The sequence below is a fragment of the Streptomyces sp. NPDC090025 genome (assembly GCF_044748125.1).
Lineage (GTDB): Bacteria > Actinomycetota > Actinomycetes > Streptomycetales > Streptomycetaceae > Streptomyces.
Genome location: NZ_JBIVFL010000002.1, coordinates 710,424 through 735,167, shown reverse-complemented (window position 1 = coordinate 735,167; position 24,744 = coordinate 710,424). Strand labels below are relative to the sequence as shown.

Annotated in this window: 26 protein-coding genes and 2 pseudogenes; 7 read left to right on the top strand and 21 right to left on the bottom strand. The window is 73.4% G+C overall.

Features of this window, described 5'->3' with window-relative positions; genetic code table 11:
* Positions 1-55: 55 nt before the first annotated feature.
* The 11 genes and pseudogenes from ACIPXM_RS09225 to ACIPXM_RS09175 form a co-directional block, all read right to left on the bottom strand.
* A pseudogene (locus ACIPXM_RS09225) lies at positions 56-520 on the bottom strand (site-specific integrase); the annotation flags it as partial.
* Complete coding sequence (locus ACIPXM_RS09220; protein WP_401653586.1) at positions 520-738, bottom strand: helix-turn-helix domain-containing protein; 219 nt, start codon at positions 736-738, stop codon at positions 520-522. The gene ACIPXM_RS09220 and the pseudogene ACIPXM_RS09225, both read right to left, overlap by 1 nt.
* Positions 738-1,158, bottom strand: a pseudogene (locus tag ACIPXM_RS09215) (replication initiator); the annotation flags it as partial. The gene ACIPXM_RS09220 and the pseudogene ACIPXM_RS09215, both read right to left, overlap by 1 nt.
* Before the next feature lie 22 nt (positions 1,159-1,180).
* Positions 1,181-1,747 (bottom strand): hypothetical protein, encoded by a 567-nt coding sequence (locus ACIPXM_RS09210; protein ID WP_401653584.1) that lies wholly within the window; start codon positions 1,745-1,747, stop codon positions 1,181-1,183.
* Between the two features lie 94 nt (positions 1,748-1,841).
* Positions 1,842-2,489, bottom strand: a complete 648-nt coding sequence (locus ACIPXM_RS09205; RefSeq protein WP_401653582.1) for a lysophospholipid acyltransferase family protein — start codon at positions 2,487-2,489, stop codon at positions 1,842-1,844.
* 92 nt (positions 2,490-2,581) lie between these two features.
* Complete coding sequence (locus ACIPXM_RS09200; RefSeq protein ID WP_401653580.1) at positions 2,582-3,187, bottom strand: hypothetical protein; 606 nt, start codon at positions 3,185-3,187, stop codon at positions 2,582-2,584.
* A complete protein-coding gene (locus tag ACIPXM_RS09195; RefSeq protein WP_401653578.1) occupies positions 3,184-4,389 on the bottom strand; it encodes an ROK family glucokinase in 1,206 nt (401 codons plus the stop codon). Before ACIPXM_RS09195 ends, ACIPXM_RS09200 begins: the two co-directional genes overlap by 4 nt.
* Positions 4,390-4,489: 100 nt before the next feature.
* Positions 4,490-5,299, bottom strand: coding sequence for an ATP-binding cassette domain-containing protein (locus ACIPXM_RS09190; RefSeq protein WP_401653708.1), 810 nt, complete (start codon positions 5,297-5,299; stop codon positions 4,490-4,492).
* An 11-nt stretch (positions 5,300-5,310) separates the two neighbouring features.
* Positions 5,311-6,378 (bottom strand): ABC transporter permease, encoded by a 1,068-nt coding sequence (locus ACIPXM_RS09185; RefSeq protein WP_401653576.1) that lies wholly within the window; start codon positions 6,376-6,378, stop codon positions 5,311-5,313.
* Positions 6,375-7,391: a sugar ABC transporter substrate-binding protein gene (locus tag ACIPXM_RS09180; RefSeq protein ID WP_401653574.1), complete on the bottom strand. Its 1,017-nt coding sequence runs from the start codon at positions 7,389-7,391 to the stop codon at positions 6,375-6,377. The genes ACIPXM_RS09185 and ACIPXM_RS09180 overlap by 4 nt, the downstream gene beginning before the upstream one ends.
* Positions 7,392-7,469: 78 nt before the next feature.
* The gene (locus tag ACIPXM_RS09175) at positions 7,470-8,288 is read right to left on the bottom strand and encodes a GntR family transcriptional regulator (protein WP_401653572.1); all 819 of its coding nucleotides are present in this window, start codon (positions 8,286-8,288) and stop codon (positions 7,470-7,472) included.
* 112 nt (positions 8,289-8,400) lie between these two features.
* Here ACIPXM_RS09175 and ACIPXM_RS09170 point away from each other — a divergent pair, with 112 nt between their 5' ends.
* Entirely contained in the window at positions 8,401-9,408 is a 1,008-nt protein-coding gene (locus ACIPXM_RS09170; RefSeq protein ID WP_401653569.1) for a Gfo/Idh/MocA family oxidoreductase, read from the top strand.
* Positions 9,409-9,459: 51 nt separating this feature from the next.
* Here the strand turns inward: ACIPXM_RS09170 and ACIPXM_RS09165 are convergent, their stop codons facing one another.
* From ACIPXM_RS09165 to ACIPXM_RS09155, 3 genes are all read right to left on the bottom strand, one after another.
* Positions 9,460-10,701 (bottom strand): cytochrome P450, encoded by a 1,242-nt coding sequence (locus tag ACIPXM_RS09165; protein ID WP_401653567.1) that lies wholly within the window; start codon positions 10,699-10,701, stop codon positions 9,460-9,462.
* A 98-nt stretch (positions 10,702-10,799) separates the two neighbouring features.
* On the bottom strand, positions 10,800-11,495 hold the full coding sequence (locus ACIPXM_RS09160; protein ID WP_401653565.1) for a response regulator: 696 nt from the start codon (positions 11,493-11,495) through the stop codon (positions 10,800-10,802).
* Positions 11,492-12,724 carry a sensor histidine kinase gene (locus ACIPXM_RS09155; protein ID WP_401653563.1) on the bottom strand — a complete coding sequence of 411 codons (1,233 nt, stop codon included), beginning with the start codon at positions 12,722-12,724 and terminating at the stop codon, positions 11,492-11,494. The genes ACIPXM_RS09160 and ACIPXM_RS09155 overlap by 4 nt, the downstream gene beginning before the upstream one ends.
* A gap of 156 nt (positions 12,725-12,880) precedes the next feature.
* On the opposite strand from ACIPXM_RS09155, the gene ACIPXM_RS09150 reads away from it, so the two are divergent.
* On the top strand, positions 12,881-13,099 hold the full coding sequence (locus tag ACIPXM_RS09150; protein WP_401653561.1) for a hypothetical protein: 219 nt from the start codon (positions 12,881-12,883) through the stop codon (positions 13,097-13,099).
* Between the two features lie 87 nt (positions 13,100-13,186).
* Here ACIPXM_RS09150 and ACIPXM_RS09145 read toward each other — a convergent pair whose 3' ends face one another.
* Both ACIPXM_RS09145 and ACIPXM_RS09140 read right to left on the bottom strand, forming a co-directional pair.
* On the bottom strand, positions 13,187-14,110 hold the full coding sequence (locus ACIPXM_RS09145; RefSeq protein WP_401653559.1) for a DMT family transporter: 924 nt from the start codon (positions 14,108-14,110) through the stop codon (positions 13,187-13,189).
* Positions 14,111-14,245: 135 nt separating this feature from the next.
* Entirely contained in the window at positions 14,246-14,854 is a 609-nt protein-coding gene (locus ACIPXM_RS09140) for a dihydrofolate reductase family protein (protein WP_401653557.1), read from the bottom strand.
* Positions 14,855-15,065: 211 nt separating this feature from the next.
* Here ACIPXM_RS09140 and ACIPXM_RS09135 point away from each other — a divergent pair, with 211 nt between their 5' ends.
* Positions 15,066-15,806, top strand: a complete 741-nt coding sequence (locus ACIPXM_RS09135) for an SDR family oxidoreductase (protein WP_401653555.1) — start codon at positions 15,066-15,068, stop codon at positions 15,804-15,806.
* Between the two features lie 116 nt (positions 15,807-15,922).
* Here the strand turns inward: ACIPXM_RS09135 and alc are convergent, their stop codons facing one another.
* Both alc and allB read right to left on the bottom strand, forming a co-directional pair.
* Positions 15,923-17,038: an allantoicase gene (alc, locus tag ACIPXM_RS09130; protein ID WP_401653553.1), complete on the bottom strand. Its 1,116-nt coding sequence runs from the start codon at positions 17,036-17,038 to the stop codon at positions 15,923-15,925.
* 1 nt (position 17,039) lies between these two features.
* A complete protein-coding gene (gene allB, locus ACIPXM_RS09125; RefSeq protein WP_401653551.1) occupies positions 17,040-18,374 on the bottom strand; it encodes an allantoinase AllB in 1,335 nt (444 codons plus the stop codon).
* A 391-nt stretch (positions 18,375-18,765) separates the two neighbouring features.
* On the opposite strand from allB, the gene ACIPXM_RS09120 reads away from it, so the two are divergent.
* Positions 18,766-19,578, top strand: a complete 813-nt coding sequence (locus ACIPXM_RS09120) for an IclR family transcriptional regulator (protein WP_401653548.1) — start codon at positions 18,766-18,768, stop codon at positions 19,576-19,578.
* A 126-nt stretch (positions 19,579-19,704) separates the two neighbouring features.
* Here the strand turns inward: ACIPXM_RS09120 and ACIPXM_RS09115 are convergent, their stop codons facing one another.
* Both ACIPXM_RS09115 and ACIPXM_RS09110 read right to left on the bottom strand, forming a co-directional pair.
* Positions 19,705-20,385 (bottom strand): ABC transporter ATP-binding protein, encoded by a 681-nt coding sequence (locus ACIPXM_RS09115; RefSeq protein ID WP_401653546.1) that lies wholly within the window; start codon positions 20,383-20,385, stop codon positions 19,705-19,707.
* On the bottom strand, positions 20,382-21,494 hold the full coding sequence (locus tag ACIPXM_RS09110; RefSeq protein ID WP_401653544.1) for an ABC transporter permease: 1,113 nt from the start codon (positions 21,492-21,494) through the stop codon (positions 20,382-20,384). The genes ACIPXM_RS09115 and ACIPXM_RS09110 overlap by 4 nt, the downstream gene beginning before the upstream one ends.
* A gap of 124 nt (positions 21,495-21,618) precedes the next feature.
* On the opposite strand from ACIPXM_RS09110, the gene ACIPXM_RS09105 reads away from it, so the two are divergent.
* Both ACIPXM_RS09105 and ACIPXM_RS09100 read left to right on the top strand, forming a co-directional pair.
* Complete coding sequence (locus tag ACIPXM_RS09105) at positions 21,619-22,815, top strand: sensor histidine kinase (RefSeq protein WP_401653542.1); 1,197 nt, start codon at positions 21,619-21,621, stop codon at positions 22,813-22,815.
* Between the two features lie 113 nt (positions 22,816-22,928).
* Positions 22,929-23,555 (top strand): response regulator, encoded by a 627-nt coding sequence (locus tag ACIPXM_RS09100; protein ID WP_401653540.1) that lies wholly within the window; start codon positions 22,929-22,931, stop codon positions 23,553-23,555.
* 56 nt (positions 23,556-23,611) lie between these two features.
* Here the strand turns inward: ACIPXM_RS09100 and ACIPXM_RS09095 are convergent, their stop codons facing one another.
* Positions 23,612-23,944, bottom strand: a complete 333-nt coding sequence (locus ACIPXM_RS09095; protein WP_401653538.1) for a DUF5955 family protein — start codon at positions 23,942-23,944, stop codon at positions 23,612-23,614.
* A 158-nt stretch (positions 23,945-24,102) separates the two neighbouring features.
* Here ACIPXM_RS09095 and ACIPXM_RS09090 point away from each other — a divergent pair, with 158 nt between their 5' ends.
* A complete protein-coding gene (locus tag ACIPXM_RS09090; protein ID WP_401653535.1) occupies positions 24,103-24,714 on the top strand; it encodes an NTP transferase domain-containing protein in 612 nt (203 codons plus the stop codon).
* The last annotated feature ends 30 nt before the right edge of the window (positions 24,715-24,744 follow it).

Here is a 24,744-nt window from a genome sequence, read left to right as displayed (position 1 = left end):
ACAGGAACGACTCGGGCAAGGAGTAGTCACATGATCGACCGGACAAGTCCTAGTCGATGGCGCAGCAGCGCTGCTGGGCCTTATCCAGGCCGCGGGTGCAGCACTGACAGGTGGCGCGGAGGCGGTCGAGCAAGGTCCGCACGTCACGTGCCGTAAGCCGAGCGAGCTTCTTGGCCCCGAGTCCGGGGGTCAGGTGGAGGCGGATGCAGGTGGCGTAGCGGGTGTGGGTGTTCTCCCGCAGGTGGTGGATGGCGACGCTGTTCAGCCAGTACGTCAGGTAGTCGGCCAGGGTGCTGTCGGCCGTCGCGACGGGGAGTCCGCGGTTGCTGGCGGCGACCTTCTCTGTGAGCTTGGACAGCGCTTCCTTGCGGGTGGTGCCGTAGACGCGGACGCGCTTGCTGGTGTTGCCGGGGGCCAGCACGTACCCGGCGGCTTCCCAGCGGCCGTCCTTGCGCTGGTAGACGGTCCCGTCACCGTTGGCGCGGCTACGGCGGGACGATGCGGGGCGCGAGGTGGCCATCAGGCAGCTTCCTGGTCGAGGCGGGTACGGATGAAGTCCGTGAGGATGTGCGCGGGGATGCGACGGGCGCGACCGAGAGTGATCGAGGCGAGCTGACCGGAGCGGAGTAGGTCATAGACGGTAGAGCGGCCGAGCTGGAGGCGCGCCATCACCTGGGGGACCGTCAGCAGCTCCTGCACAGCGCTCGGGCCGCGATGGGTCATGGCGGGCGAGGCCATCAGCAGCCGCCTTCCGCCATGAACTGCCGTTCCAGTTCCCTGCGGTGCCAGACGTCGGCAGCGAGGAGTCCGGCGCCGGGGCTGTAGCCCGACCCCTGATAGGCCCAGTGGCCGACGACGAGCGTAGGCGTCGTGTCGAGGTCAGGCAGGCCGGCATGGGCGTGGGCCTGTTCGGTGCGCCAGGCACGGCGGGCGGCGCGCAGCGCGCCGAGGGTCACGGAGTAGCGGCGGGAATTGGTGGAGAAGTGGCCGCGGCATCCGAGCATGTGCGCCCACATCCAGAGCTTGAGGTCGGCGAACTCTGGCAGCCTGCCGAGATCCCAGCAGGTGCGGATCATCTGCCGCGCGTGCCGGGCGACGGAGAAGGCGGGGCAGAGGCCGAGCCTGCCCGGTGCCGGCGCACGCGTTGCACTGGAGCGGGGCTCACGTACCTCGGAGCTCGTCAGGAAAAATGCCCCCGCGGGCCCGCCACCGCGAGCAGGCACGCCCGGTCGTCCGCGCCCAGCAGGCCATCCGGAATCGTCTCGTCCGTCAGCAGCGCCCGCACCGCCCGGGCGTGCGCCCGGAAGACCGTCCTGCACGCCGCGCGTTCCGGGTGGTCGGCGTCGATCCCAAGGAGCAGCGACCGGGCTTCGTCGGCGGGGTCCACCGGTGCGGACAGTTCCGCGGCCACGATCAGGAGGCCGATCAGGTCCCGCCGGACCGGGAGGTCGGGGACGGACGCCAGGCCGAGCAGGAAGGGGAGGGCCTTCGGCATCGCGGGGCTCAGCCGGAAGGTGCCGTCCATCAGGAGGTTCTCCAGGACCGGCAGGGCGGCGGGGGCGGCCGTCGCGTCCAGGAGGGCGTGGAGCAGGGCCGGGATCGCCGGGTGTCCCGGGGCGCGCGGCCAGTCGGCGTCCGGGCTGCCCCGCAGGGCGGGGTGGTCGCTCGCGGCCCGCGCCGGCTCCGGGTGCTCGTGGAGGAACCGTACGACCGCGGCCTCCTTGGCCGCCGCGTCCGTCCCGCACATCCCCGCCGCCGCCCTGTCCTCGCGTTCCCGTGTTCCCGTGTCCGCGCGACTCTCCCCCGAGTCTGCGCCGAACGCAAACACCGCCCGATCCGCGTCAGCTCCCGCCCAGCCTGCTCACCGCCTCCCGCCACGCCGCCGTCACCGCCCCGTGGGCCTGCGCCGTGCGGGTGGCGGTCGGGCCGGTGAGGTGGAGCGGGGGGCCGATGTGGACGTGCAGGCCGGGGCGGCGGAGGGGGGCGGTGGCCAGGCCCGCGAGTTGTTTGGCCGTGCTGCCGGAGGCCAGGCGGCGGGAGCCGGCCTGGCCGACCGGGACCAGCGGGGCGCCGGTGCGGGTCACCAGCCGGGACAGGCCGGTGCGGAAGGGCTCGGGCGGGGCCTCGGCGACGTCCCTGCGGCGGGGCAGGCCGCCCTCGGCGTACAGCAGCACCACCCGGCCGTCGGCCAGTGCCGCTGCCGCGAGGTCGAGGGCGTCGGCGGCCCGGGCGCTGCCCCGGTGCACCGGGATGTGGCCCTCGCGGGTGAGCATCCGGCCCAGCCAGGGGACCCGCCAGAGCCCGGCGGTGGCGGCGATGACCGGTTCCACGCCGAGGCGGCGCAGCGCGGCGAGCACCACCACGGGGTCGGCGAGCGAGGTGTGGTTGGCGACCACGACGGTGCCGGGCGCGAAGGCCGCGGCCCGGTCCGCGCTGACGCCGAGGCGTCCCACGGCCGGAATCAGGCGGGCGGCGATACGGCTCAGCATGGCGGCGGCTCCCCCGGCGGCGATGGTGTTTCCGCCATGGTGGGGCGCGCCGGGGCGGCGGGGCATGAGTCGCCGTACTCAGCTCGCGGGCCTCACGGGGTCGTCGCGGACACCACGTACACGCGCGGGAACGCCGGGTCGGCCAGGTCGATCGTGATGTCGCTGGTCGGGCGCGGCTCCTCGCGGGTGACGGTGACGCCCGACCAGGCGGCGTCCGGGGTGAACCGCCAGCCGACGATCTCGGCGTCGCGGTCGCTCACGGTGACCGTGCCGGGCTGGAGGGCGGCGCGGCTGGTGCCGCTCTCCTCCAGGAAGGTGTCCAGGGCGCCCGCGGTGGTCGTGAACTCGACGTAGAGGCGGCTGGTCTTCCAGTTGCTGGTCTCGTAGTACGCCACGTGCCAGGCGCGGGACGGGATCGGGATCTCGTACACCCGGCGCTTCATCTGCGACGGCCAGTTGTCCTGGAGGCCGACGACGGACGACTCGCGTTCCTTGTCGCGGCCGCTGTCCCGGCTCTGCCCGGCGGAGATCAGCAGATAGCCGGCGGGCACGCCGATCAGCAGCACGATGGTGAGCAGGGTGAGGACGCGGCGGCGCAGCATCCGGCCGCGGTCCTCGGGCAGCCGCCCTTCGCGGGGCGGGGTGCGCTCGGGCGGGCCGGACTGTTCGGGTGGCACGGTCGGGTGGGGCACGGTCATGAACGGGGGTCCTCGGGCGCGGTGCGGTCGGTGCCGGTGGCCCGGTCCGTGCCGGTGGCGCGGTCGGTGGTCGCGGCGCGCAGCACCTGGGCGTAGCGGCCGTAGCGTTCGTAGCGCTCGACCCGGCGGCGATTGGCGCGGCGGAAGCGGCGGGCGACCAGCCGGGCGAGGTCGGCGGCGCCGACCATGCCCGCCTCGGGGCCGAGCTGGGCGCGGGCGATGCGGGCCTCGGGGCGGTAGCCGCGGCCGGTGAGGTGGCGGCGGAAGGCGTCCCTGGCGGGTCCGATGAGCAGGTCGTCGGCGGCCGAGACGCCGCCGCCGATGACGAAGCAGGACGGGTCGAGGGCGGCGGCGAGGTTGGCGAGGCCGACGCCGAGCCACTGGCCGATGTCCTGGAGGAGCTCGACGCACATGGCGTCGCCCTCGCGGGCCAGCTCGGTGATGAGGGGGCCGGTGATGTCGGGGACGTGGCCCTTGACCCGTTCGATCATCTCGTGGGCGACCGGGGAGTCGGCGGCGGCCAGCTCGCGGGCCTCGCGGACCAGGGCGTTGCCGGAGCTGTACTGCTCCCAGCAGCCGCGGTTGCCGCAGGGGCAGCGGTGCCCGCCGGGCACCACCTGCATATGGCCGAACTCGCCGGCGACCCCGTACTTGCCGCGCTTGACCTTGCCGTCCTCCAGGATGGCGCCGCCGATGCCGGTGCCGAGGGTGATCATGACGAGGTGGTCCTCGCCGCGTCCGGCGCCGAAGCGCCATTCGGCCCAGGCGGCGGTGTTGGCGTCGTTGTCGACCATGACGGGGACGGCGAGCCGGTCCTGGAGGGCGTCGCGCAGCGGTTCGTTGCGCCAGGCCAGGTGGGGGGCGAAGAGCACGGTGGCGCGGTCGGCGTCGACCCAGCCGGCGGCGCCGATGCCGACGGCGTGCACGTCGTGCCGGTCGGAGAGGTCGAGGACCAGCTCGACGATGGTGTCCTCGACGACCTTGGGGCTCTTGGACTTGTCGGGGGTCTCGGTGCGGAGCTTCTCCAGGATGTTGCCGTCCGCGTCGACGACCCCGGCCATCACCTTCGTACCGCCGATGTCGATGCCGACGGTCGGCACCCGGGGCGCGGTCAGGTGCGAGCGCCGTTCGCGGGTGCCGACGGTCCGCAGGACCGTGCCGCGGGCGGCGCCGCGGTGCGTCAGGTCACGGTAGGTACTCATCGGCTCGATTCTGCCAGGTGGGGTGTGAGGGGCGCGTCATGGAACGGCGGGCGGCGGCCGGATCCGGCCGCCGCCCGCCGGGCCGGGTGGTCCCCCGGACTCACGGCCCGGTGGGGCGCTCCAGCTCGTGCCGCAGGTCCTCCAGCTCGCTGCCGCCCGCCATCTGACGGGTCAGTTCGTCGAGGGTGACGGAGTCCTTGGTGTGGCTGCCGGCCATCACACCGCGCTTGAGGAGCACGAAGCGGTCACCGACCAGATACGCGTGGTGCGGGTTGTGCGTGATGAGGACCACGCCGAGGCCCTGGTCACGGGCGGCCGCCACGTACTTCAGGACCACCCCGGACTGCTTGACGCCGAGCGCGGCGGTCGGCTCGTCCAGGACGAGGACCTTGGCGCCGAAGTGGACGGCGCGGGCGATGGCGACGCACTGCCGTTCGCCGCCGGACAGGGTGCCGATCGGCTGGTCGACGTCGCGCAGGTCGATGCCCATGCGCAGCAGCGCCGTACGGGTGGTCTCGCGCATCAGCTCGACGTCGAGGCGCTTGAACGGGCCCTTGCCGCGGGTGGGCTCGGAGCCGAGGAAGAAGTTCCGCCAGACCGGCATCAGCGGGACCACGGCGAGGTCCTGGTAGACGGTGGCGATGCCCCGGTCGAGGGCGTCGCGCGGGTTGGCGAGGGTGACCTCCTCGCCCTCGATCCGGAAGGTGCCCGCGTCGTGCCGGTGCAGCCCGGCGACGATCTTGATGAGGGTCGACTTGCCGGCGCCGTTGTCGCCGAGCACGCAGGAGATCTCCCCCGCGTTGACCTCCAGGGACACCCCTTCGAGGGCGCGGATGTTGCCGTAGTACTTGCTGACGTCGTCCAGCTCGACGAGCGGCACGGCGGGCCGCTCCGCGTCGGTCACGGTGATCGCCTCGTGGGTCACTTGGTCGCCTCCACGCGCTTGCGGATCCAGGCGTTCAGGAGGGTCGCGAGCAGCAGCATGGCGCCCAGGAAGAACTTGAACCAGTCCGGGTTCCACTCCGCGTACACGATGCCCTTGCCGGTCATGCCGAAGATGAAGGCGCCGACCGCGGAACCGATGGCGGAGCCGTATCCGCCGGTGATCAGACAGCCGCCGATGACGGCCGCGATGATGTAGATCAGCTCGTTGCCGACGCCCTCGCCGGACTGCACCACGTCGAACGAGAACAGCAGGTGCTGGCCGGAGATCCAGGCGCAGAAGGCCACGCCCAGATAGAGGCCGATCTTGGTCTTGAAGACCGGGACGCCGACCGCGCGGGCCGCGTCGGCGCCGCCGCCGACCGCGAAGATCCAGTTGCCGAAGCGGGTGCGCAGCAGGACCCAGGTGGCGACGGCGACGAGCGCCAGCCACCACAGGATGGTGACCTTGAGCTCGACGCCGCCGACGGTCCAGCTGGACGCGAAGAGCTTGCGGGCGGACGGGAAGCCCTCCATGTCGGCGATCGACTTGGTGGACACGGTGCCGCTGATCAGCTTGGTGAAGCCGAGGTTCAGTCCGGTCAGCATCAGGAAGGTGCCGAGCGTGATGATGAAGCTCGGGAGTTTGGTGCGGGTCAGCATGAAGCCGTTGAACGCGCCGATGGCGAGGGTGACGAGCAGCGAGACGCCGACGCCGACCCACACGTTGGCGGTCAGCTGGTAGCTGACCATCGACGACACCAGCGCCGAGCTGGTGACGAGGACGCCCGCCGAGAGGTCGAACTCGCCGCCGATCATGAGCAGCGCGACCGGCACGGCCATGATGCCGATGGTGGAGGCCGCGTACAGCACGGTGCCGAGGCTGGAGGCGCGCAGGAAGCTGTCGGCGACCACCGAGAAGAACACGAAGACGGCGACCGCGCCGACCACCGAGCCCAGCTCGGGGCGGGCCAGCAGCTTCTTCAGCGGCGAGGTGCGCAGGAGCCGCTCGTCGACGTGGTCGAGGCCGTCCGATGGCGGCGACACGGATCCGGGTCCGGTGGTCATCGGGTACCCCGCTCCGTGTACTGCAGCAGCGCGCCCGCCTGGTCCTTGGTGATGATCTGCGGGCCGGTGAGGACCGGCTTGCCGCCGCCGAGGACGTCCGCGTTGTAGCGGTAGAGCCAGAGCAGGTCGACCGCCTCGTAGCCCTGGAGGTAGGGCTGCTGGTCGACGGCGAAGCCGAGGGTGCCCGCCTGCAGGGCGGTGGCGACCTTGGCGTTGAGGTCGAAGGTGTCGATCTCGGCCTTGCTGCCCGCGGACTTCTTGGCCTGCACGGCGGCGTCCGCGAACGGCGCGCCGAGGGTCACGACGGCGTCGATGGACGGGTCGGACTGGAGCTTGGCGAGGATCGACGCCTGGACGTCGGGCATGTTGGTGCCGTCGACGTACAGGTTCTGCAGGTCGCCGCCGAAGGTCTTCTTCGCTCCGGCGCAGCGCTGCTCGTGGCCCACGTTGCCCTGCTCGTGCAGGACGCAGACGGCCTTCTTGCGGCCGCGCTTGTCCAGCTCGTCGCCGACGGCCTCACCGGCCACCGTCTCGTCCTGGCCGATGTGGGTGAGCGCGCCGAACGCCTTGGACAGGTCGGCGCCCGAGTTCACCGTGATCACCGGGATACCGGCCTTCACGGCCTTCTCCACGGACGCCTTCATCGCGTCGGGCTTGGCGAGGGTGACGATGATGCCGTCGACCTTCTTCGCCACGTACGAGTCGATCAGCTGGGCCTGCTGCTGCGCCTCGTCGCTGTGCGCGTACAGGAAATTGATGTTGTCCTTGACCGCGGCCTGCTTGGCGCCGTTCTGGACGATGTCCCAGAACGTGTCACCATCGCCCGAGTGGGTGACCATGGCGAAGGTCCAGCGCGGGGTGTCGACGGCCGCCCGGCCCTGGGCGGCGGCCGCCTTGCGGGCGTCCTCCGCGCGCTTGCCGCCGGTGCTGCTGCATCCCGCGAGCGCGGCGGTCAGCGCCACCGCGAGCACGGCGCCGACGGCCGCGCGTACCCCTGTAGGAACCCTGGTCACGAGGCCGTGCCCTCCTTTGTGTCCTTCTGCGTGCATTGCAGTATCGGTCATGGGGGTCGTGCCGATCTCCAGCGGGGCCTACCCGCGGCCCAGCAACTGGAACTCGAAGGAGTAACGGGACGCCCGGTAGAGGTGCGCGCCGTACTCCACCGGGCGGCCGGTGGCGTCGAAGGTGACCCGCTCCATGGTGAGCAGCGGGGCGCCGTCCGGCTCGTCGAGCAGGGCCGCCTCGGCGGGCTCGGCGGCCCGGGCGCCGACGGTCTGCCGGGCGCTGTGCAGGACGGTCCCGGCGGCACGGAGCAGCCGGTAGAGGCCGGTGGCCGCGAGCCGGTGGTCGGCGCCGTCGTCCCCGGCGGCCCGCCCGGAACCGGTCTCGGGGCCGGTCTCCGGGTCGGTCTCCGGGTCGGGGGTGAGCAGGCCGAGCGGAAGGTGGTTGCGCAGATAAGCGAGCGGCTCGCCGTGCGCGGACCGCAGCCGCTCCAGACGGCGTACGAGGGTCCCCTCGGGCAGTCCGAGGGCGGCGGCGACGGCCGGGTCCGCCGGTTCGGTGCGGTCGGCGAGAACCCGGGTCGCCGGGCGCTGTCCGGCCGCGTCGAGGTCGTCGTACAGGCTGCTCAGCTCCAGCGGGCGGCGGACCCGGCTGTGCACCACCTGGGTGCCCACGCCCCGGCGGCGGACCAGGAGGCCCTGGTCGACGAGCGACTGGATGGCCTGCCGGACGGTCGGCCGGGACACGCCGAGGCGTCCTGCGAGCTCGATCTCGTTGCCGAGCAGGGTGCCCGGCGGCAGCGCGCCGCCCGCGACGGCCGCCTCCAGGCGGCGGGCCAGCTGGTACCAGAGCGGCACGGGACTCGACCGGTCCACGGTCAGCTCGGGGTGGGCGGAGGGCTCGGACACCCACGGGAGGGTAGTCCCGGGGGCGGGAGACCGGAAGGCGTCCGACCGGGATCAGGTCCTGATGTCCGGACAATTCCTTGACACGGCCTCCGCCGCGCACGACGGTGGGGCCATGCGGATCGGACTGGTCGGGACGGGACGGATCGGCGGATTCCACGCGGGGGTGCTCGCGCGGCACCCGGCGGTGGCGGAGCTGGTCCTGGCGGACGCCGACGGCGAGCGGGCGGCCCGGACGGCCGGGGCGCTGGGCGCGGAGGCGGCGCCCAGCGTGCCGGACCTGTTCACCCGCCACGCGCTCGACGCGGTGGTGATCGCGTCGGCGACCGCCGCGCACGCCGAGCTGATCGAGCGGGCGGCGGCGGCCGGGCTCCCGGCGTTCTGCGAGAAGCCGATCGCGCTCGACGTGCCGGGCACGCTGCGCGCCCTCGCGGCGGTGGCGGCGGCCGGTACCGAGCTCCAGCTCGGCTTCATGCGCCGCTTCGACGCCGGGTACCTGGCCGCCCGGGAGGCCGCCCTGGACGGCCGGCTCGGCCGCCTGCACACCGTACGGACGGCGAGCTCGGACCCGGCGCCGCCGCCCGCCGCGTATCTGCCGCTGTCCGGCGGCCTGTTCCGCGACTGCATGGTGCACGACCTCGACATGGTGCGCTGGGTGACCGGGCGCGAGGTCGTCGAGGTGTACGCGACGGGGTCGGACGCGGGGCCCGCGATGTTCCGCGAGGCGGACGACGTGGACACGGCGGCGGCGCTGCTCACCCTGGACGACGGCACCCTGGTGACGGCGACCGCGACCCGCTGCAACGGCGCCGGGTACGACGTGCGGATGGAGCTGGCCGGTGAGCTGGCGCAGCTCGCGGTCGGCCTGGACGAGCGCACGCCGCTGGAGTCCCTGGAACCGATGGGCCCGCCGCCGCCCGGCAAGCCCTGGTCGGGTTTCCTCGAGCGGTTCGCCCCGGCGTACGAGGCGGAGCTGGACGCGTTCGTACGGCTGGTGCGCGGCGAGGGCCCGAACCCGTGCGACGGCGTGGAGGCGCTGGCCGCGCTGCGGGTCGCCGAGGCGTGCGAACGCTCGCGGCGCGAGCGGCGCCCGGTGCGCCTCGCGGAGATCCCGGGGGCCTGAGAGCGGCCCGCCCCCGCTGTCCTGCCCCCCCGGGAGCTCGGGACCCCCGTCTCACCAGACGACGGGGAGCTCGCGGGTGCCGCGGATGAGGATGCCGGGGAGCCAGGTGTACGGCTCCGTCGCAGGGTCGAGGGCAAGCCGGGGGAAACGTTCCAGCAGGGAACGGATCGCCACCTTGGCCTCCAGGCGGGCCAGCGGGGCGCCCAGGCAGTAGTGGATGCCGTGGCCGAAGGCGAGGTGGCCGCGCGGGTCGCGCCGGGTGTCGAAGCGTTCGGGGTCCGCGAAGCGGGCCGGGTCGTGTCCGGCGGCGGCCAGGCCGACGAGGACCACGGAGCCCGCCGGGACGGCCGTACCGGCCAGGTCGACGTCCTCGGCGGCGAACCGGTAGGTGGCCGTCTCGACCGGTCCGTCGTACCGCAGGCTCTCCTCGATGACCTGGTCGAGCAGGCCGAAGTCCGCGCGCAGCGCGGCCAGTTGTTCGGGGTGGCCGAGCAGCAGCCGGACGGTGGTGGCGATCAGGTTGACCGTGGTCTCGTGGCCCGCGACGAGCAACAGGAAGGCGAGGGCGCGCAGTTCGGACAGGGCGAGGCGGTCGCCGTCCTCGGCGCGGGTGGCGATGAGCGCGGACAGCAGGTCGTCCTGGGGTCCGGCGGCCCGCTTGTCCTCGATGAGCGCGTCGAGGTAGCCGCCGAAGCCGTCGAAGACCTCCCGTTCGCTGAGCGCGCCGGTCGGCGCGACGGCCTCGTTCGACCAGGCGCGGAAGGTGTCGCGGTCGGCGGTGGGGACGCCGAGGAGTTCACAGATGACGGTGATGGGCAGCGGGAAGGCGAACGCGTCGACGAGATCGGCCCGCCCCGCCCCCGCCGTCCGGCCTGGCTCCCCGGACTGCCCGGAATTCCCGGGCTCCCCCGCCTTCCCGGCGGCCATCGCGTCGAGCAGTTCGTCCGTGAGCTCCTGGACGCGGGGCCGCAGCGCCTCCACCCGGCGTACGGTGAACTCGCCCGCGACCAGCTTGCGCAGCCGGGTGTGGTCGGGCGGGTCGACCCCGAGCAGGTTGCGCCCGATGACCTCGAACTCCAGCGGCACGAAGCCGGTGACGGCGGTGACGTCCTTGACGAGCCGCGGGTCGACGAGGGCGGCGCGGGCCTCCTCGTGACCGACGATCAGCCAGGCGGGCACGCCCTCGGGGGTGAGTATCTCGTGGACGGGGCCGGAGGCTCGCAGGGCGGCGTAGTACGGGTACGGGTTCGCGGTGAAGTCCGCGCCGTAGGCGCTCAGATCGATGACCGACATCGCTCCAGGCTAGAACGGGCGGCCGAACGGCGACAGGCCGCCGGACCGGCAGCGCAGCCGACCCCACGGCCGGCCGCGTGTCGGCCCCAGGGGCTCTCCTACCGGCCGTCCGGGCCGTCGAGGAGGTCCGCGTCGTGCACCAGGAGGGCGATCTGCACCCGGTTGTTGAGGTCGAGCTTGGCCAGGATGCGGGAGACATGGGTCTTGACGGTGGGGACGCTCATGTAGAGGGCGGCGGCGATCTCGGCGTTGGAGCGGCCCTCGCCGACGGCGACGGCGACCTCGCGTTCGCGGTCGGCGAGCAGCGCCAGGCGGGCGGCGGCCCGGGTGCGCCGGTTCGGTTCCTGCGGGCTGCCGGTGGGGCCCGCCGTGGTGGAGACGTGGCTCATCAGCTGGCGGGTGACGGCGGGCGAGAGCACCGGGTCGCCCGCGGCGACCCGGCGCACGGCGGCGACGATCTCGGCGGGCGGGGTGTCCTTGAGCACGAACCCGGCGGCCCCGGCGCGCAGCGCCCGCAGCACCTGTTCGTCGGCGTGGAAGGTGGTGAGCACGACGACCTCGGGCGCGCCGGGGCGGGCGCGCAGCCGCTCGGTGGCGGTGAGGCCGTCGGTCCCGGGCATCCGGATGTCCATCAGGACGACGTCGGGGGCGAGCCGGTCGACGAGTTCGGGGACCTGGTCGCCGTCGGCGCCCTCGCCGACGATCTCGATGTCGTCGGCGCCGCCGAGCATCAGGGCGAGGCCCGCGCGGACCAGGGGGTCGTCGTCGACGAGGAGCAGCCGGATGGTGGTCATGCGGGCCACGGTAGCCAGGCGTGGAGCGCGAAGCCGCCGTCGGGGTCGGCGCCGTGCGTCATCCGGCCCCCGGCGAGGGTGGCGCGTTCGGTGAGTCCGATGAGGCCCTGGCCCGAGCCGGGCACGGGCGGGACGGGTCCGGCGGGGGCCGGGTTGTGGACGTCGACGGTGAGGCCGTCGCCGCGCCGGCCGCGCACGGTGACGGTGACCTCGGCGCCGGGGGCGTGCTTGCGGGCGTTGGTGAGGGCTTCCTGGGCGATCCGGTAGACGGTACGGCCGGTGGCGACGGGCACGGTGTCCGGGTCGGTGACGGTGGAGTCGAGGACGACCTTCATGCCCGCCTCGCGGACCTCGTCGATGAGGCTGTCGAGGGTGGCGAGGGTGGGCTGGGGGCGGTCCTCGGCGCCCTCGTCGGGGGAGCGCAGCACGCCGATGATCTGGCGCAGGTCCTGCAGCGCCTCGTGCGAGGAGTCGCGGATGACCCCGGCGGCGCGGGCGATCTGCTCGGGCGGGGCGTCGGGCCGGAACTCCAGGGCGCCCGCGTGCACGCTGAGCAGGGTGAGCCGGTGGGCGAGCACGTCGTGCATCTCGCGGGCGATGGCCTCGCGGGCCAGCTGCTGGGCCTGCTGGGCGCGCAGCTCGGCCTCGGCCTCGGCGCGCACGGCCCGGTCGCGGAGCGCCTCGACGAGCTGGCGGCGGGAGCGGACGAGCATGCCCCAGGCGGTGACCAGGAGGATGAGGACGGTGCCGATGCCGATGTTGAGGACGGGGGCGGTGGTGGGGTCGGGGCGCAGGAACGCCTGGGCGACGGAGGAGGCGACGGCGAGCAGCCCGATCCAGGCGATCTCGCGGAACGGGCGGCGGACGGCCACGCTGAACAGGGCGCCGAGCAGGGCGCCGCCCGCGGTGGGGGCGACCAGGTTGACCACGGCGAGGGTGACGGCGAGCCCGACGGGCCAGCGGCGGCGCAGCCAGAGGGCGCAGCAGGCGAGTCCGCCCGCGATCTGGTCGGCGAAGGAGACGATCTCGCTGTTGTACTGGGAGCTGGCCTCGGCGGCGAGCAGTCCGACGAACGCGGCGAGCAGGAACAGGGTGGTGTCGACGATCCAGTCCCGCACGGTACGGCGCGGCGGCCGCTCGGCCCGGGCCGGCCGGCCGGCTCCGGCGGCCTCGACCAGGTGGGAGGGGAGCAGCCAGGTGTGCCACTCCGGGCGTGCCGTACGTGTCATACGGGAAATGTACGCAGGCGGCGGGCGGTCGCGCGGCAGGCGGAGGGCGGCCCGATACCAAAGTCGCGGGGGACGAGACTTCCGTCGTACGGGGTGTCCCGGGGTGCGATACCGGTGGCCGACGCGCTGCGGGGGCCGGTGGATCATGCTCGTGCCATGAAGAGGTTCATGGAGGTCACGGGGTTCCTGCTGACGGTCTTCGGGGTGTGCGGCATCGTCCGCGAGCTCACCGACGGCTGGTTCCGGCTGATGGGGGTGACGCATTTCCTGACGGACAACGTCTGGTTCCTGAAGGAGCACGCCTTGTTCGCGAACATCGTGATCGCGGCGCTGGGCTTCGCGGTGATGGTGATGTCGGACCGGGTGAAGAAGTGAGGGACTGAGGCGCCCGGGGGCGTACGGCGGGGCGGGCGGGGCGAGAGAAGGGACGGGGGTCCGGCTCTCGCCCCGCTCCGTTCCGCCTTACGTCGTCTCGACGGCGCGCCGCCCCCACGCCGTACCGGCGAGGACGAGGGCGGCGCCCGCGAGGCCGAGGACGCCGAGCCGGTCGCCGGCCAGGGCGATGCCCGCGGCGGCGGCCCACAGGGGTTCGGTGCCGAGCAGCAGGCTGACCCGGGACGGGGAGGTGCGGCGGACGGCCCACATCTGCACGAAGAACGCGAAGAGCGTGCAGAACACGGCGAGGAACAGCAGCCCGGCCCACTCGACGGGACCGAAGTCCCGGGCGACCGCCCAAGGGGAGGCGCCGGTGCCGGGCAGGGCGACGAGGACCGCGAACACGGCGACGGCGGAGCCGAGTTGGACGGTGGTGAGGGACAGCGCGTCGGCGCCCTGGACGGCCTTGATCCGGGACATGGCGAGGACGTGCACCGTACGGGCGAGGGCGGCGAGCAGCATCAGCAGGTCGCCCGCGGACGGTGTGGTGAAGCCGCCGCCCTGGGTGAGCAGCACGACGCCGCCGACGGAGAGCGCGGCGGCGGCCAGGAAGGCGCGGGGCGGCCGGGTGCGGGTGAGGGCCGCCTCGGCGAGCGGCGTGAAGATCATGGTGAGGCTGATGATGAGGCCCGCGTTGGTGGCGGACGTGTGCACCACCCCGTACGTCTCCAGGACGAAGATCCCGGCGAGGATCAGGCCGAGCGTCCCGGCCCCGCGCCACTGCGCCGCGTCGAGCGCGCGCAGTCGGCGCCATCCTGCCGCGACGAGCACGGGCAGGACGACGGCGAAGCGCAGCACCAGGACGGCGAGCACGGTGTGGGCGGTGGTGATGCCCTTGGCGGCGAGGTAGCTGGCTCCCCAGACCACCGCGACGAGCAGCACGGGCAGATCGGTGAGCCAGGCGCGGCGCGGGGCGCCGAGGGGCATGGGGGCGGCGAGCGACGACGACATCACGGCTCCAGCTCATCCGGTTTCGGGGGTGGGTGGAGACGTCGACGGCTCGCACACGGGGGAAGGTGATCACCGTAACGGTCGTGGCCGGTGGTGGCTACACCCTTCCGCCATGCGGTCGGCCCGGGCGGTCGGTCAGTCGAAGGTGCCGAACTTCGGGCGGCCCACCCGCTCGTACGTCTGGATCGTCACGCCCGACCGGGTGGGGCGGGAGTGGCTGAGCGAGAAGGCGGTCGGCGTCGCGCCCTCCGCGAAGAAGCGGTAGCCCTTGCCGAGCACCACCGGCACGGTGATCAGGTTGAGGGTGTCGATCAGGTCGTGGTCGAGCAGCGTGCGGGCCAGCAGGGCGCTGCCGTGCAGCTGGATCTCGCCGTCGAGCCGCTCCTTGAGCGCGGTCACGTCCGCGACGGCGTCGCCGAGCACGGTGGTGGTGGGCCAGTCCGCGTCGGTCAGGGTGGTGGAGACGACGTACTTGGGCAGCGCGTTGAGCTGGCGCGCGATGAGGTTGTCCGGGTCGGTCTGCTTCGGCCAGTACCCGGCGAAGATCTCGTACGTGTGCCGTCCGAGCAGGAACGCGGTGGGCCGCCGGAAGACCTCGTCCATGAACGTGTCGAAGCCTTCGTCGAAGTACGGGAAGACCCAACCGCCGAGGTCGAAGCCGTCCCTGCGGTCCTCGTCCGGGCCGCCGGGCCCCTGGTGGACGCCGTCGAGGGAGAGGAACTGGGTGAGGCTCAGGGTGGCCATGACGGTTTCCCTTCTCTGTTGTGACCATCGTGTCTCACCTCTGCAGACCGCGCCGCGCGGCGGAACTCATCGGTCCCCGCCGCTCCCCTTCCCTGGCGCTCGCCCGGTGATCACCTCGCCGTCCGATTCCCGCCAGCGATCCCCCTTCCGCCCGACTTTTATTGAACACGCAACCACAAGTGTGGTGAACGGATGAGCGAGGGAGATCGAGATGTCCACGATGAGCGGCAAGGCGGTTCTGGTCACCGGCGGCAGCCGGGGTATCGGCGCGGCGACCGTGGTCCGGCTGGCCGAGGAGGGTGCGGACGTCGCTTTCACGTATGTACGGGAGGAGGAGCGGGCCCGTGAGGTCGCGGCGCGGGTCGCGGCGGCGGGCGGCAAGGCGTGGCCGCTGCGCGCGGACGCGGCGGACGCCGGGGACGCGGCGGGTGCGGTGGAGTGGGCGGCGGACGCGATGGGGCGGCTCGACGTGCTGGTCAACAACGCGGGCGTCGGTGTGCTCGGCCCGCTGGAGGCGTTGACGCTCGCCGATGTGGACCGGGTGCTCGCGGTGAACGTCCGCGCGGTGTTCCTGGCGGCGCAGGCGGCCGCGGCGCGGATGCCGGAGGGCGGCCGGATCATCACGGTCGGCACCTGCATGACGCAGCGCGTGCCGGGTCCCGGCGGGACGCTGTACGCGATGAGCAAGGCGGCCCTGATGGGTCTGAACCGGGCGCTGGCGCGGGAGTTGGGCGAGCGGGGCATCACGGCGAACGTGGTCCACCCGGGTCCGATCGACACGGATCTGAACCCGGCGGACGGCCCGTTCGCGGCGGGCCAGCGGGCGTTGACGGCGCTTGGCCGGTTCGGTGCGCCGTCGGAGGTGGCGGCGATGATCGCGTACCTGGCGGGGCCGGGGGCAGCGTATGTGACGGGCGCCGAGTTCTCGGTGGACGGCGGCCACGCGGCCTGACCGACCTCATGGTGCCTGGTGCGCCGTCTTTCGCCGCGAGGAACGAGCGAGCCCCAAAAAAGAGGGCGCACCGGTGCTGTCGGGCGGTGCGCCCTCTGGGGTGGGCGGGGTGTCGTTTACCCGCCCAGTTCCTGGTGGCGGGCGGTGAGGCGCGCCGTGCCCGTTTCGGTGAGGGAGCCGTAGAGGCGGAGGCGGGAGATGCCGCCGTCGGGGTAGATGTCGATGCGGACGCGGGCGCCGGTGACGGGGGTGTCGAGGACGAAGCGGTGGTTGGTGTCGGGCTGGAGGCGGGTCCTGGGGAGGATCTCGGTCCAGTTGTCGCTGTCTTCGGCGGCTACGGAGAGGGCGGCCCAGCCGGCGCTGTTGCCCTTGAGGTAGGCGGTGTCGATTTCGACGGCGCGGATCTCGGCTTCGGCGGCGAGGCTGTAGCGGATCCAGTCGTTGCCCTTGTCGCGGCGGCGGCGGGTTTCCCAGCCGTCGTCCATTTTGCGGGAGCGGCCGGGCTGGATGGTGTTGGTGGCCGGGGAGTAGAAGCGGTCGGAGGCGTCTTCGACCTGGCCGCCGTTCTCGAGTGCGGCGAGGTCGAAGGTGCCGAGGACGGCGAGCCAGCGCGGGTCGGGGGCGACTTCGCCGTGGACGCGGAGGCGGGCGATGCCGCCGTCGGGGTGCTGGTTGACGCGGAGGTGGGTGAAGCGCTGTTCGATGTCGACGGCGAAGCCGTTGGCGGCGTGGCCGCCGACGGCGGTGCGCGGGACGAGGGTGGTCCATTTGACGTCGTCGGCGAGGAGGTCCTCGGGGGAGGGCGAGCCGTTGACGGAGGTGGCTTCGACGGACACGGCCTGCGGGTAGTTGCCGCGGAAGTGGGCGGTGTCGACGATGATGCCGCGGATGACTCCGGGGGCGCCGAGGCGGACGAGGGCCCAGTCGTGGTCGTCGTCGGTGGGGTGGGGCTGGGCGGCGGAGATGCCGCGGCGGCGGCGGGTCTCCCAGCCGTCCATGATCTTGCCCTTGTGGCCGAAGTGCTCGGGGTCGAATTCGGCGGCTTCGGGCTTGAGGAGGTTCTCGCGCTCGGCGAAGAACTCGTCGTTGGCGGCGATGACGCCCGCGCCGAGGCGGCGGTCGGCGAGGTCGGCGTACTGGGTGAAGGGGAAGTCCGCGGTGCGGTAGTCGGCGTAGGGGTCGCCGCCGCCGTAGGGGCTCGCGTCTCCGGTGAAGCTGGGTATGGCGGACACGTCAGTTGTTCCTTTCGAGGAGGCGGCCGGTGGGCGGGGTGAGGGTGCCGCGGTGGTGGATGCGTTCGCCGCGCAGCCAGGTGGAGGTGACGACGCCGTGGAGGGTTTTGCCCGCGTAGGCGGTGACGCGGTTGCGGTGCTGGAGTTCGGCGGGGTCGACGGTGAAGGTGGCGTCGGGGTCGAGGACGGCGAAGTCGGCGTCGCGGCCGGGTTCGATGGCGCCCTTGGTGGTGAGTCCGGCGAGGCGGGCGGGGCCTTCGGACATCCAGCGGACGATGTCGGTGAGGTCGTGGCCGCGGCGGCGGGCTTCGGTCCAGATGGCGGGGAGGCCGAGCTGGAGGGAGGAGATGCCGCCCCAGGCGGAGGCGAAGTCGCCGGTCTTGAGGTCGGCGGTGGACGGCGAGTGGTCGGAGACGATCGCGTCGATGACGCCGTCGGCGAGGCCCTGCCAGAGGAGGTCCTGGTTGGCCGCTTCGCGGATGGGCGGGCAGCATTTGAATTCGGTGGCGCCGTCGGGGACTTCCTCGGCGGTGAGGGTGAGGAAGTGGGGGCAGGACTCGACGGTGATGCGGATGCCTTCGGCCTTGGCGGCGGCGATGAGCGGCAGGGCGTCGGAGGAGGAGAGGTGGAGCACGTGGACGCGGGCGGAGAGCCGTCGGGCCTGGTCGATGAGGTTCTCGATGGCGGTGTTCTCGGCGACGCGGGGCCGGGAGGCGAGGAAGTCGGCGTATTTGGCGCCGGGGGTCTGGGGGGCGGCGTCGAGCTCGTGGGGGTCCTCGGCGTGGACGATCATGAGGCCGTCGAAGTCGGCGATCTCGGCGAGGGAGGCGGCGAGCTGGTCCTGGTCGAGCTGGGGGAATTCGTCGACGCCGGACGGCGACAGGAAGCACTTGAAGCCGAAGACTCCGGCGTCGTGCAGGGGGCGCAGGTCCTTGACGTTGTCGGGGAGGGCGCCGCCCCAGAAGCCGGTGTCGACGTGGGCCTTGGGGCGGGCGACGTCCTGCTTGACGCGCAGGTGGTCGACGGTGGTGGTGGGCGGCAGGGAGTTGAGCGGCATGTCGAGGAGGGTGGTGATGCCGCCGGCGGCCGCGGCGCGGGTGGCGGTCCAGAAGCCTTCCCATTCGGTGCGGCCGGGGTCGTTGACGTGGACGTGGGTGTCGACGAGGCCGGGCATGACGACGTCGTCGCCGACGTCTTCGAGCCGGGCCGTGGCCGGTACCTCGGCGTCGTACGGCAGTACCGCCACGATCGTGCCGTCGGACACGGCCACCGACGCGGCGCGGGTGCCCTCGGGCGTGATCACTCGCGTCGAACGCAGGACCAGATTGACGTCCACCCGTACCCCTTCTCCCTGGCTCCGGTCGCACGAGGCTTCCACGAAGCAGAATTTCAACGAACTGTTGAAGGAGTCTGCGTCCGCGACGACATGTCGTCAAGGGCATGTTTCACGGACCGGACCCTGGCGCCGTCCCGCACCCTCCCAGCATGGACGCCGGAGGGCGGCGCGCCACAGGGCCGCTTGGATGTTTCCATGAAGTGGAATGTGAATTTCGTACAGTAGAACGTAGCTCCGCACATGCGGGGCGGACCACGACCGGCAGGGGCGGCCGCCGACAACGGACAAACACCCCCCTGACCGGCCAGAACGCCGGGCCCTCGGCCGTGTGCCCGGCCCGGCGGCCCGGTAGTCTGCTGCCTTGCCCGCCTGCCCCGAAAGGACCGTTGACGTGCCGACGTCCAGCGCCAGCACCACCGACGCCGCCAAGCCCGCCGCCGCGAGCGGTGGCGTCCAGTCCCTCGAGCGTGCCTTCGACCTCCTGGAGCGGATGGCCGACGCGGGCGGCGAGGTCGGGCTGAGTGAGCTCTCCGCCAGCAGCGGCCTGCCGCTGCCCACCATCCACCGCCTGATGCGCACCCTCGTGGCCTGCGGCTATGTCCGCCAGCAGCCCAACCGGCGGTACGCGCTCGGCCCGCGCCTGATCCGGCTCGGCGAGTCCGCGTCCCGGCTGCTCGGCACCTGGGCCCGGCCGTATCTGGCCCGGCTCGTCGAGGAGACCGGCGAGACCGCGAACATGGCGCTGCTCGACGGCGACGAGATCGTGTACGTCGCCCAGGTGCCGTCCAAGCACTCGATGCGCATGTTCACCGAGGTCGGCCGCCGGGTGCTGCCGCACTCCACCGGTGTCGGCAAGGCGCTGCTCGCGCACACCCCCGCCGACGAGGTGCGGGCGCTGCTCGCCCGTACCGGCATGCCCGCCGCCACCGAGAAGACCATCACCACGCCCGACGGCTTCCTCGACGCGCTGACGGTGGTGCGCGAGACGGGCTACGCGGTCGACGACAACGAGCAGGAGATAGGGGTCCGCTGCCTCGCGGTGCCGGTGCCCAACTCCCCCACCGCGGCGGCCATCTCGATCTCCGGCCCGGCGGGCCGGGTCACCGAGGCGGCCACCGAGAAGATCGTGCCGATCCTGCACCAGGTCGCCGAGGAGCTGTCGGCGGCGCTCGCGAACACGGCGGGCAACGGCGGCCAGGCATGACGCCGGGGGCCTGAAGCCCTCGGGGGCCCGTGCCCCCGCCCGTACGAGAAATGCCCATACGGAAAGGGCGCCCGCAGCCGTCACCGGTTCCGGGCGCCCTTTCCGTACGACGTCCGTACGAGGGGCTCAGACGGGCGCGTGCGCGCCGATCCGGCCGTCCCGTACCGTCACCGTCCGGTCGGCCCGCCCCAGGTGGGTGCGGTCGTGGGTGACCAGGACGGTCGCCGTGCCGCGGTCGCGGGTGAGTCCGGCGATGAGTTCCATGACGGCCGCGCCGCGCTCGTGGTCGAGGGCGCTGGTGGGCTCGTCGACGAGGAGCACGGACGGCTCGTTCATCAGGGCCCTGGCGATGTTGACGCGCTGGCGCTGGCCACCGGAGAGCTGGTGGGGACGGCGGTGCGCCTGGGCGGCGAGGCCGACGGAGTCGAGCAGGGCGGCGGCCCGGTCGCGGGCGGCGCGGCTCGCCCCGCCGGACAGCTGGGCCATCACCTGGAGCTGTTCGAGCGCGGTGAGCGAGGGCAGCAGGTTGGGCTGCTGGAACACCAGGCCGATGTGCTCGCGGCGCAGCCGGGCCTTGCCCGCCCGGTCGAGGGTGCCGGTGTCCAGGCCCGCGACGACGACCCGGCCGCTGTCGGGGGTGACCAGGGTCGCGGCGACCGCGAGCAGGCTGGACTTGCCGGAGCCGGACGGTCCGACGACGGCGGTGAGGGTTCCGGCGGGTACGTCGAGGGAGACCGCGTCGAGGGCGGTGAGCCGTCCCTCGCCGTCGGGGTAGGTCAGTGTGACGTCTTCGAGCAGCAGGCTCATCGGGCGCTCCCGAGGGCGGTCAGGGGGTCGACGGCGGTGATCCGCCGGATGGACAGGGCGGCGCCGAGCACCCCGAGCACGATGATCACGGCGGCCGGGCCGAGCACGGTGAGCGGCTGGAGCACGAAGGGCACGTCGCCGCCGCTGATCAGGGCGCCGATCCCGACGGCGATGCCGGTGCCGAGCAGGGTGCCCGCGGTGAGCATGACGACGGCCTGCCCGAGGGCCTCCTTGAGGAGGTACGGGGTGGAGGCGCCGAGCGCCTTGAGCACGGCCACGTCGGCGCTGCGCTGGATGGTCCAGACGGTGAAGAAGGCGCCTATGACCAGGGCGGAGATGGCGAAGAGGAAGCCGCGCATCATCTGCAGCGAGCCGTTCTCGGCCTGGTAGGACCCTATGGCGGTGAGGGCTCCGTCGACGGTCCTGGCCTCGGTGCCGAGGGCCTTGTCCCCGGCCGCCCAGTCGGCGCCGGAGCCGCTGAGCGCGATGACGGTGGCCTGTTCCTCGGTGGTGGTGCCGTTGTGCCCGAGCTTCTGCCAGTCGTCGAGCGAGGTCCACACGACGGGCGTGTGGCTGTACGAGGCGTCCCCGGCGACCGCGGAGACGGTGGCGTCCAGGGTGCCGAGCCGGACCCGGTCGCCGGTGGCGGCGTCGAGTTCCTTCGCGGCGGACTCGGAGAGGATGACCTGGCCGGGCCCGAGCCGGCCGGTGCCGCTGCTGCCGGGCCCGGCGGGCGCGGTCTCAGGGGCGAGGCCCGCGCCCGGCTCCGTACCGAAGGCGGAGAGGGCTGCGGTGCGGTCGCCCGCGGTGGCGTTGAGGGTGCGGATGCCCAGCGGCTCGGCGCCGGTCACGCCGGGGCGCTTCGCCCAGTCGGTCCACTGCTTCTCGGTGACCGTCGAGTTGGTGAAGGACACCGACTGACCGGCGGGCGGCGCCGCGAAGGCGAGCCGGTCGGCCGGCAGGCCGGTGATCGCCGAGATGTTCTCGCGGGCGAGCCCGGCGGTCAGTCCCGAAAGCAGTCCGACGAGCAGGGTGATCAGCACGATCACGGTGCCCATCAGGGTGAATCGCCCCTTGGCGAATCTCAGGTCTCTCCATGCCACGAACATGGGGCCAAGCCTGCGGGGCGAGGCGGCCCCTCGGCATCGCGCCACGGATGGCCTGGTATTCAAACTTTCGATGGAGTCCGGATTGTCCGGTGCGGCCGGTGGGCCCGCCTACCCTGGACGGGTCATGGATCCCCGTTCCCTCACCCCCGCCCTTCGCGCGCTGCGGCTCTGCGTCCATCTGCTGATGGCGGGCCTGCTCGCGCTCGCCGCGCTGCGCGCGCATTCCGTCGCTGGCGTCGTCGCCGCCGTGGCCTGCGGCGGCGTGTACGCGGCCGGTTCGCTGCTGCCCTCGGTCCGCTCGTCCCGGCGCGGGGCGGCCCTCTGGCTCGGCGCGCTGTGCCTGAGCTGGCTGGTGCTGCTCTGGGTGACACCGGAGGGCCTGTGGATCGCGTTCCCGCTGTACTTCCTCCAGTTGCATCTGCTGCCGGTGCGCTGGTCGCTGCCGGCCGTGGCGCTCACGGCGGGCGCGGCGATCCTGTCGTACGTGGGGCACGGCGCCGCGCTCAATCCGGGGGTGTTCATCGGGCCGCTGCTCGGCGCCGCGGTCGCGGTGGCGACGGTGCTCGGCTATCAGGCGCTGTACCGGGAGAGCGAGCGGCGCAAGCTGCTGATCGACGAGCTGATCGCGACCCGTGCGGAGCTGGCGGCCGCCGAGCGGCACGCGGGGACGCTGGCGGAGCGGGAGCGGCTGGCCCGGGAGATCCACGACACCCTGGCGCAGGGCCTGTCGTCGATCCAGCTGCTGTTGCGGGCGGCGGAGCGGGCGCTGCCGGACGGGTCGCCCGCCGCCGGGCACATCGAGGAGGCCCGGCGGGCGGCGCAGGACAACCTGGCCGAGGCGCGCCGGTTCGTGCGGGCGCTGACGCCGCCGGACCTGGAGCACGGTTCGCTGGCGGGCGCCCTTGAGCGGCTGTGCGGGACGGCGGGGCCGACGGGGCCGCGGGTGCGGTTCTCGGTGAGCGGGACTCCGGTGGAGCTGCCGACGCCGTACGAGGTGGCGCTGCTGCGGATCGCGCAGTCGGCGCTCGCGAACACGGTGCGGCACGCGGGGGCGGAGCGGGCCGAGATCACGCTGTCGTTCATGGGTGGCTCGGTGACCCTGGACGTCGTGGACGACGGGAAGGGCTTCGAGCCGGGCGCGGTGCGGCCTTCGTCGGCGGAGGGCGGTTTCGGGCTGCCCGCGATGCGTTCGCGGGCGGAGTCGCTCGGCGGTTCGTTCACGGTGGAGTCGGCGCCGGGGCAGGGCGCGGCGGTGGCGGTGTCGCTCCCGCTGCCGACGGCGCCGACGCCTTCGCCGGGCGCAGGCGGCCCCGGCCCCTGATCCCCGCCGGTCCGGTCGGTCCGGTCGGTCCGGTCGGTCCGGTCCACCGATCCCCCGCCCCGCCCCGCCGTTCCCGTACCGCCCGTCCCCGCCACTCCCAGGGAGCCCCCGCCATGCCGATCCGTCTCCTCCTCGCCGACGACCACCCGGTGGTACGGGCCGGCCTGCGCGCCGTCCTCGACACGGAGCCGGACTTCGAGGTGGTCGCCGAGGCGGCCACCGCCGAGCGCGCGGTGGAGCGGGCCGCCGAAGGGGGTGTGGACGTGGTCCTGATGGACCTCCAGTTCGGTGCCGGGATGCACGGCTCGGAGGCCGCGGCGGCGATCACCGCCGTGCCGGGCGCGCCCCGGGTCCTGGTGCTCACCACGTACGACTCCGACGCGGACATCCTGGCGGCGGTCGAGGCGGGTGCCTCCGGCTATCTCCTGAAGGACGCGCCGCCGGAGGAGCTGGCGGCGGCGGTCCGTACGGCGGCGGCGGGTCAGTCGGCGCTGGCCCCGGCGGTCGCGCACCGGCTGATGGACCGGATGCGGACCCCGGCGGAGGCGCTGACCCGCCGTGAGCTGGAGGTCCTCCAGCTGGTCGGCGAGGGCCTGTCCAACCAGCAGATCAGCAAGGCGCTGTTCCTCAGCCAGGCGACGGTGAAGTCCCATCTGGTGCACATCTTCGCCAAGCTGGGCGTCGACTCGCGCACGGCGGCGGTGGCGGCGGCGACGGCGCGCCGGCTGATCCGGCGCTGATCCGCCCCTCATCCGCGACTCGTCCGACGCGGACCGGGCGGTCTGGCGGGGTCCGCTCAGCCGGCGTCCGTCGGCGGCTCGGACCGGGGCGGGCCGAAGAGTTCGACGGCGTGGCGGACCTGGGCGAGGGCCGGGGCGAGGGCGCTGACCGAGCCGGTGGCGCCCGCGATCAGGAGCAGGGCGCGGCGCAGGCGGCGGATGTCGGGGGCGCCGCTGACGGCCATCGCGTCGAGGGCGGCGAGTTCGTCGTCGGCGATGGCGCGGTCGGGGAAGTCGGCGCGGTGGCCGGCCAGCTCGCGGCGCAGCCGGGACACGGCGGCCCGCAGTTCGGCCACCCTGGGGTCCACGCCCTCGCCGGTCACTCGCCTCTGCCCCACGCTTCGCAACATGGTCCGTCCCCCCGGTCGGGCGCCCTTCGGTCTTTCGCCCGGCAGCGGTCGGGCGCCGGGCCGCGGGTCAGTCAACACCTCCGCGCGCCCGGCGCGCCAGCGGCCGGACGCAAAGTTCAGGCATCCGTGTCATGGCCTCGATGAGGTATGCAGTGCTCATGACTCATGAGACTCAGGAACCCCTGGTGGCCGGTCTGCTGCTGGCCGCGGGCGGTGGCCGGCGGCTCGGCGGGCGGCCGAAGGCGCTGCTGTCGCACCGGGGCCGGCCGCTGGTGGAGTTCGCGGTGCGGCAGTTGCGCGAGGGCGGCTGCGAGGTGGTGCACGTGGTGCTCGGCGCGTCGGCGGAGCGGGTCCGGGCGGAGGCCGAGCTGCCGGGCTGTGTGCTGGTGGACAACCCGGACTGGGCGGCGGGGATGGGTTCGTCGCTGCGGGCCGGTCTCGCCTCGCTGCGGGCCGCCGCCGTGCCGGTGGACGCCGCTCTGGTGTCGCTCGTGGACCAGCCGGGGATCGGCGCGCGGGCGGTGGCCCGGGTGCGCGCCGCGTACGGCTCGCGCGAGGCGCTTGCGGCGGCCTCGTACGACGGTCGTCGCGGCCATCCGGTGCTGTTCGGCGCGGACCGCTGGGCGGGGATCGCGGCGGGTGCGGTCGGGGACCGGGGTGCGCGGGACTACCTGGCGGCGCACCGGGATGCGATCACGCTGGTGGACTGTTCGGATGTGGCCGAGCCGTACGACATCGACACGGAGGCGGACTTGGTGCACCTGGAGTGAATGCCGTGGCACCGAGCGCCACGTTCTGTC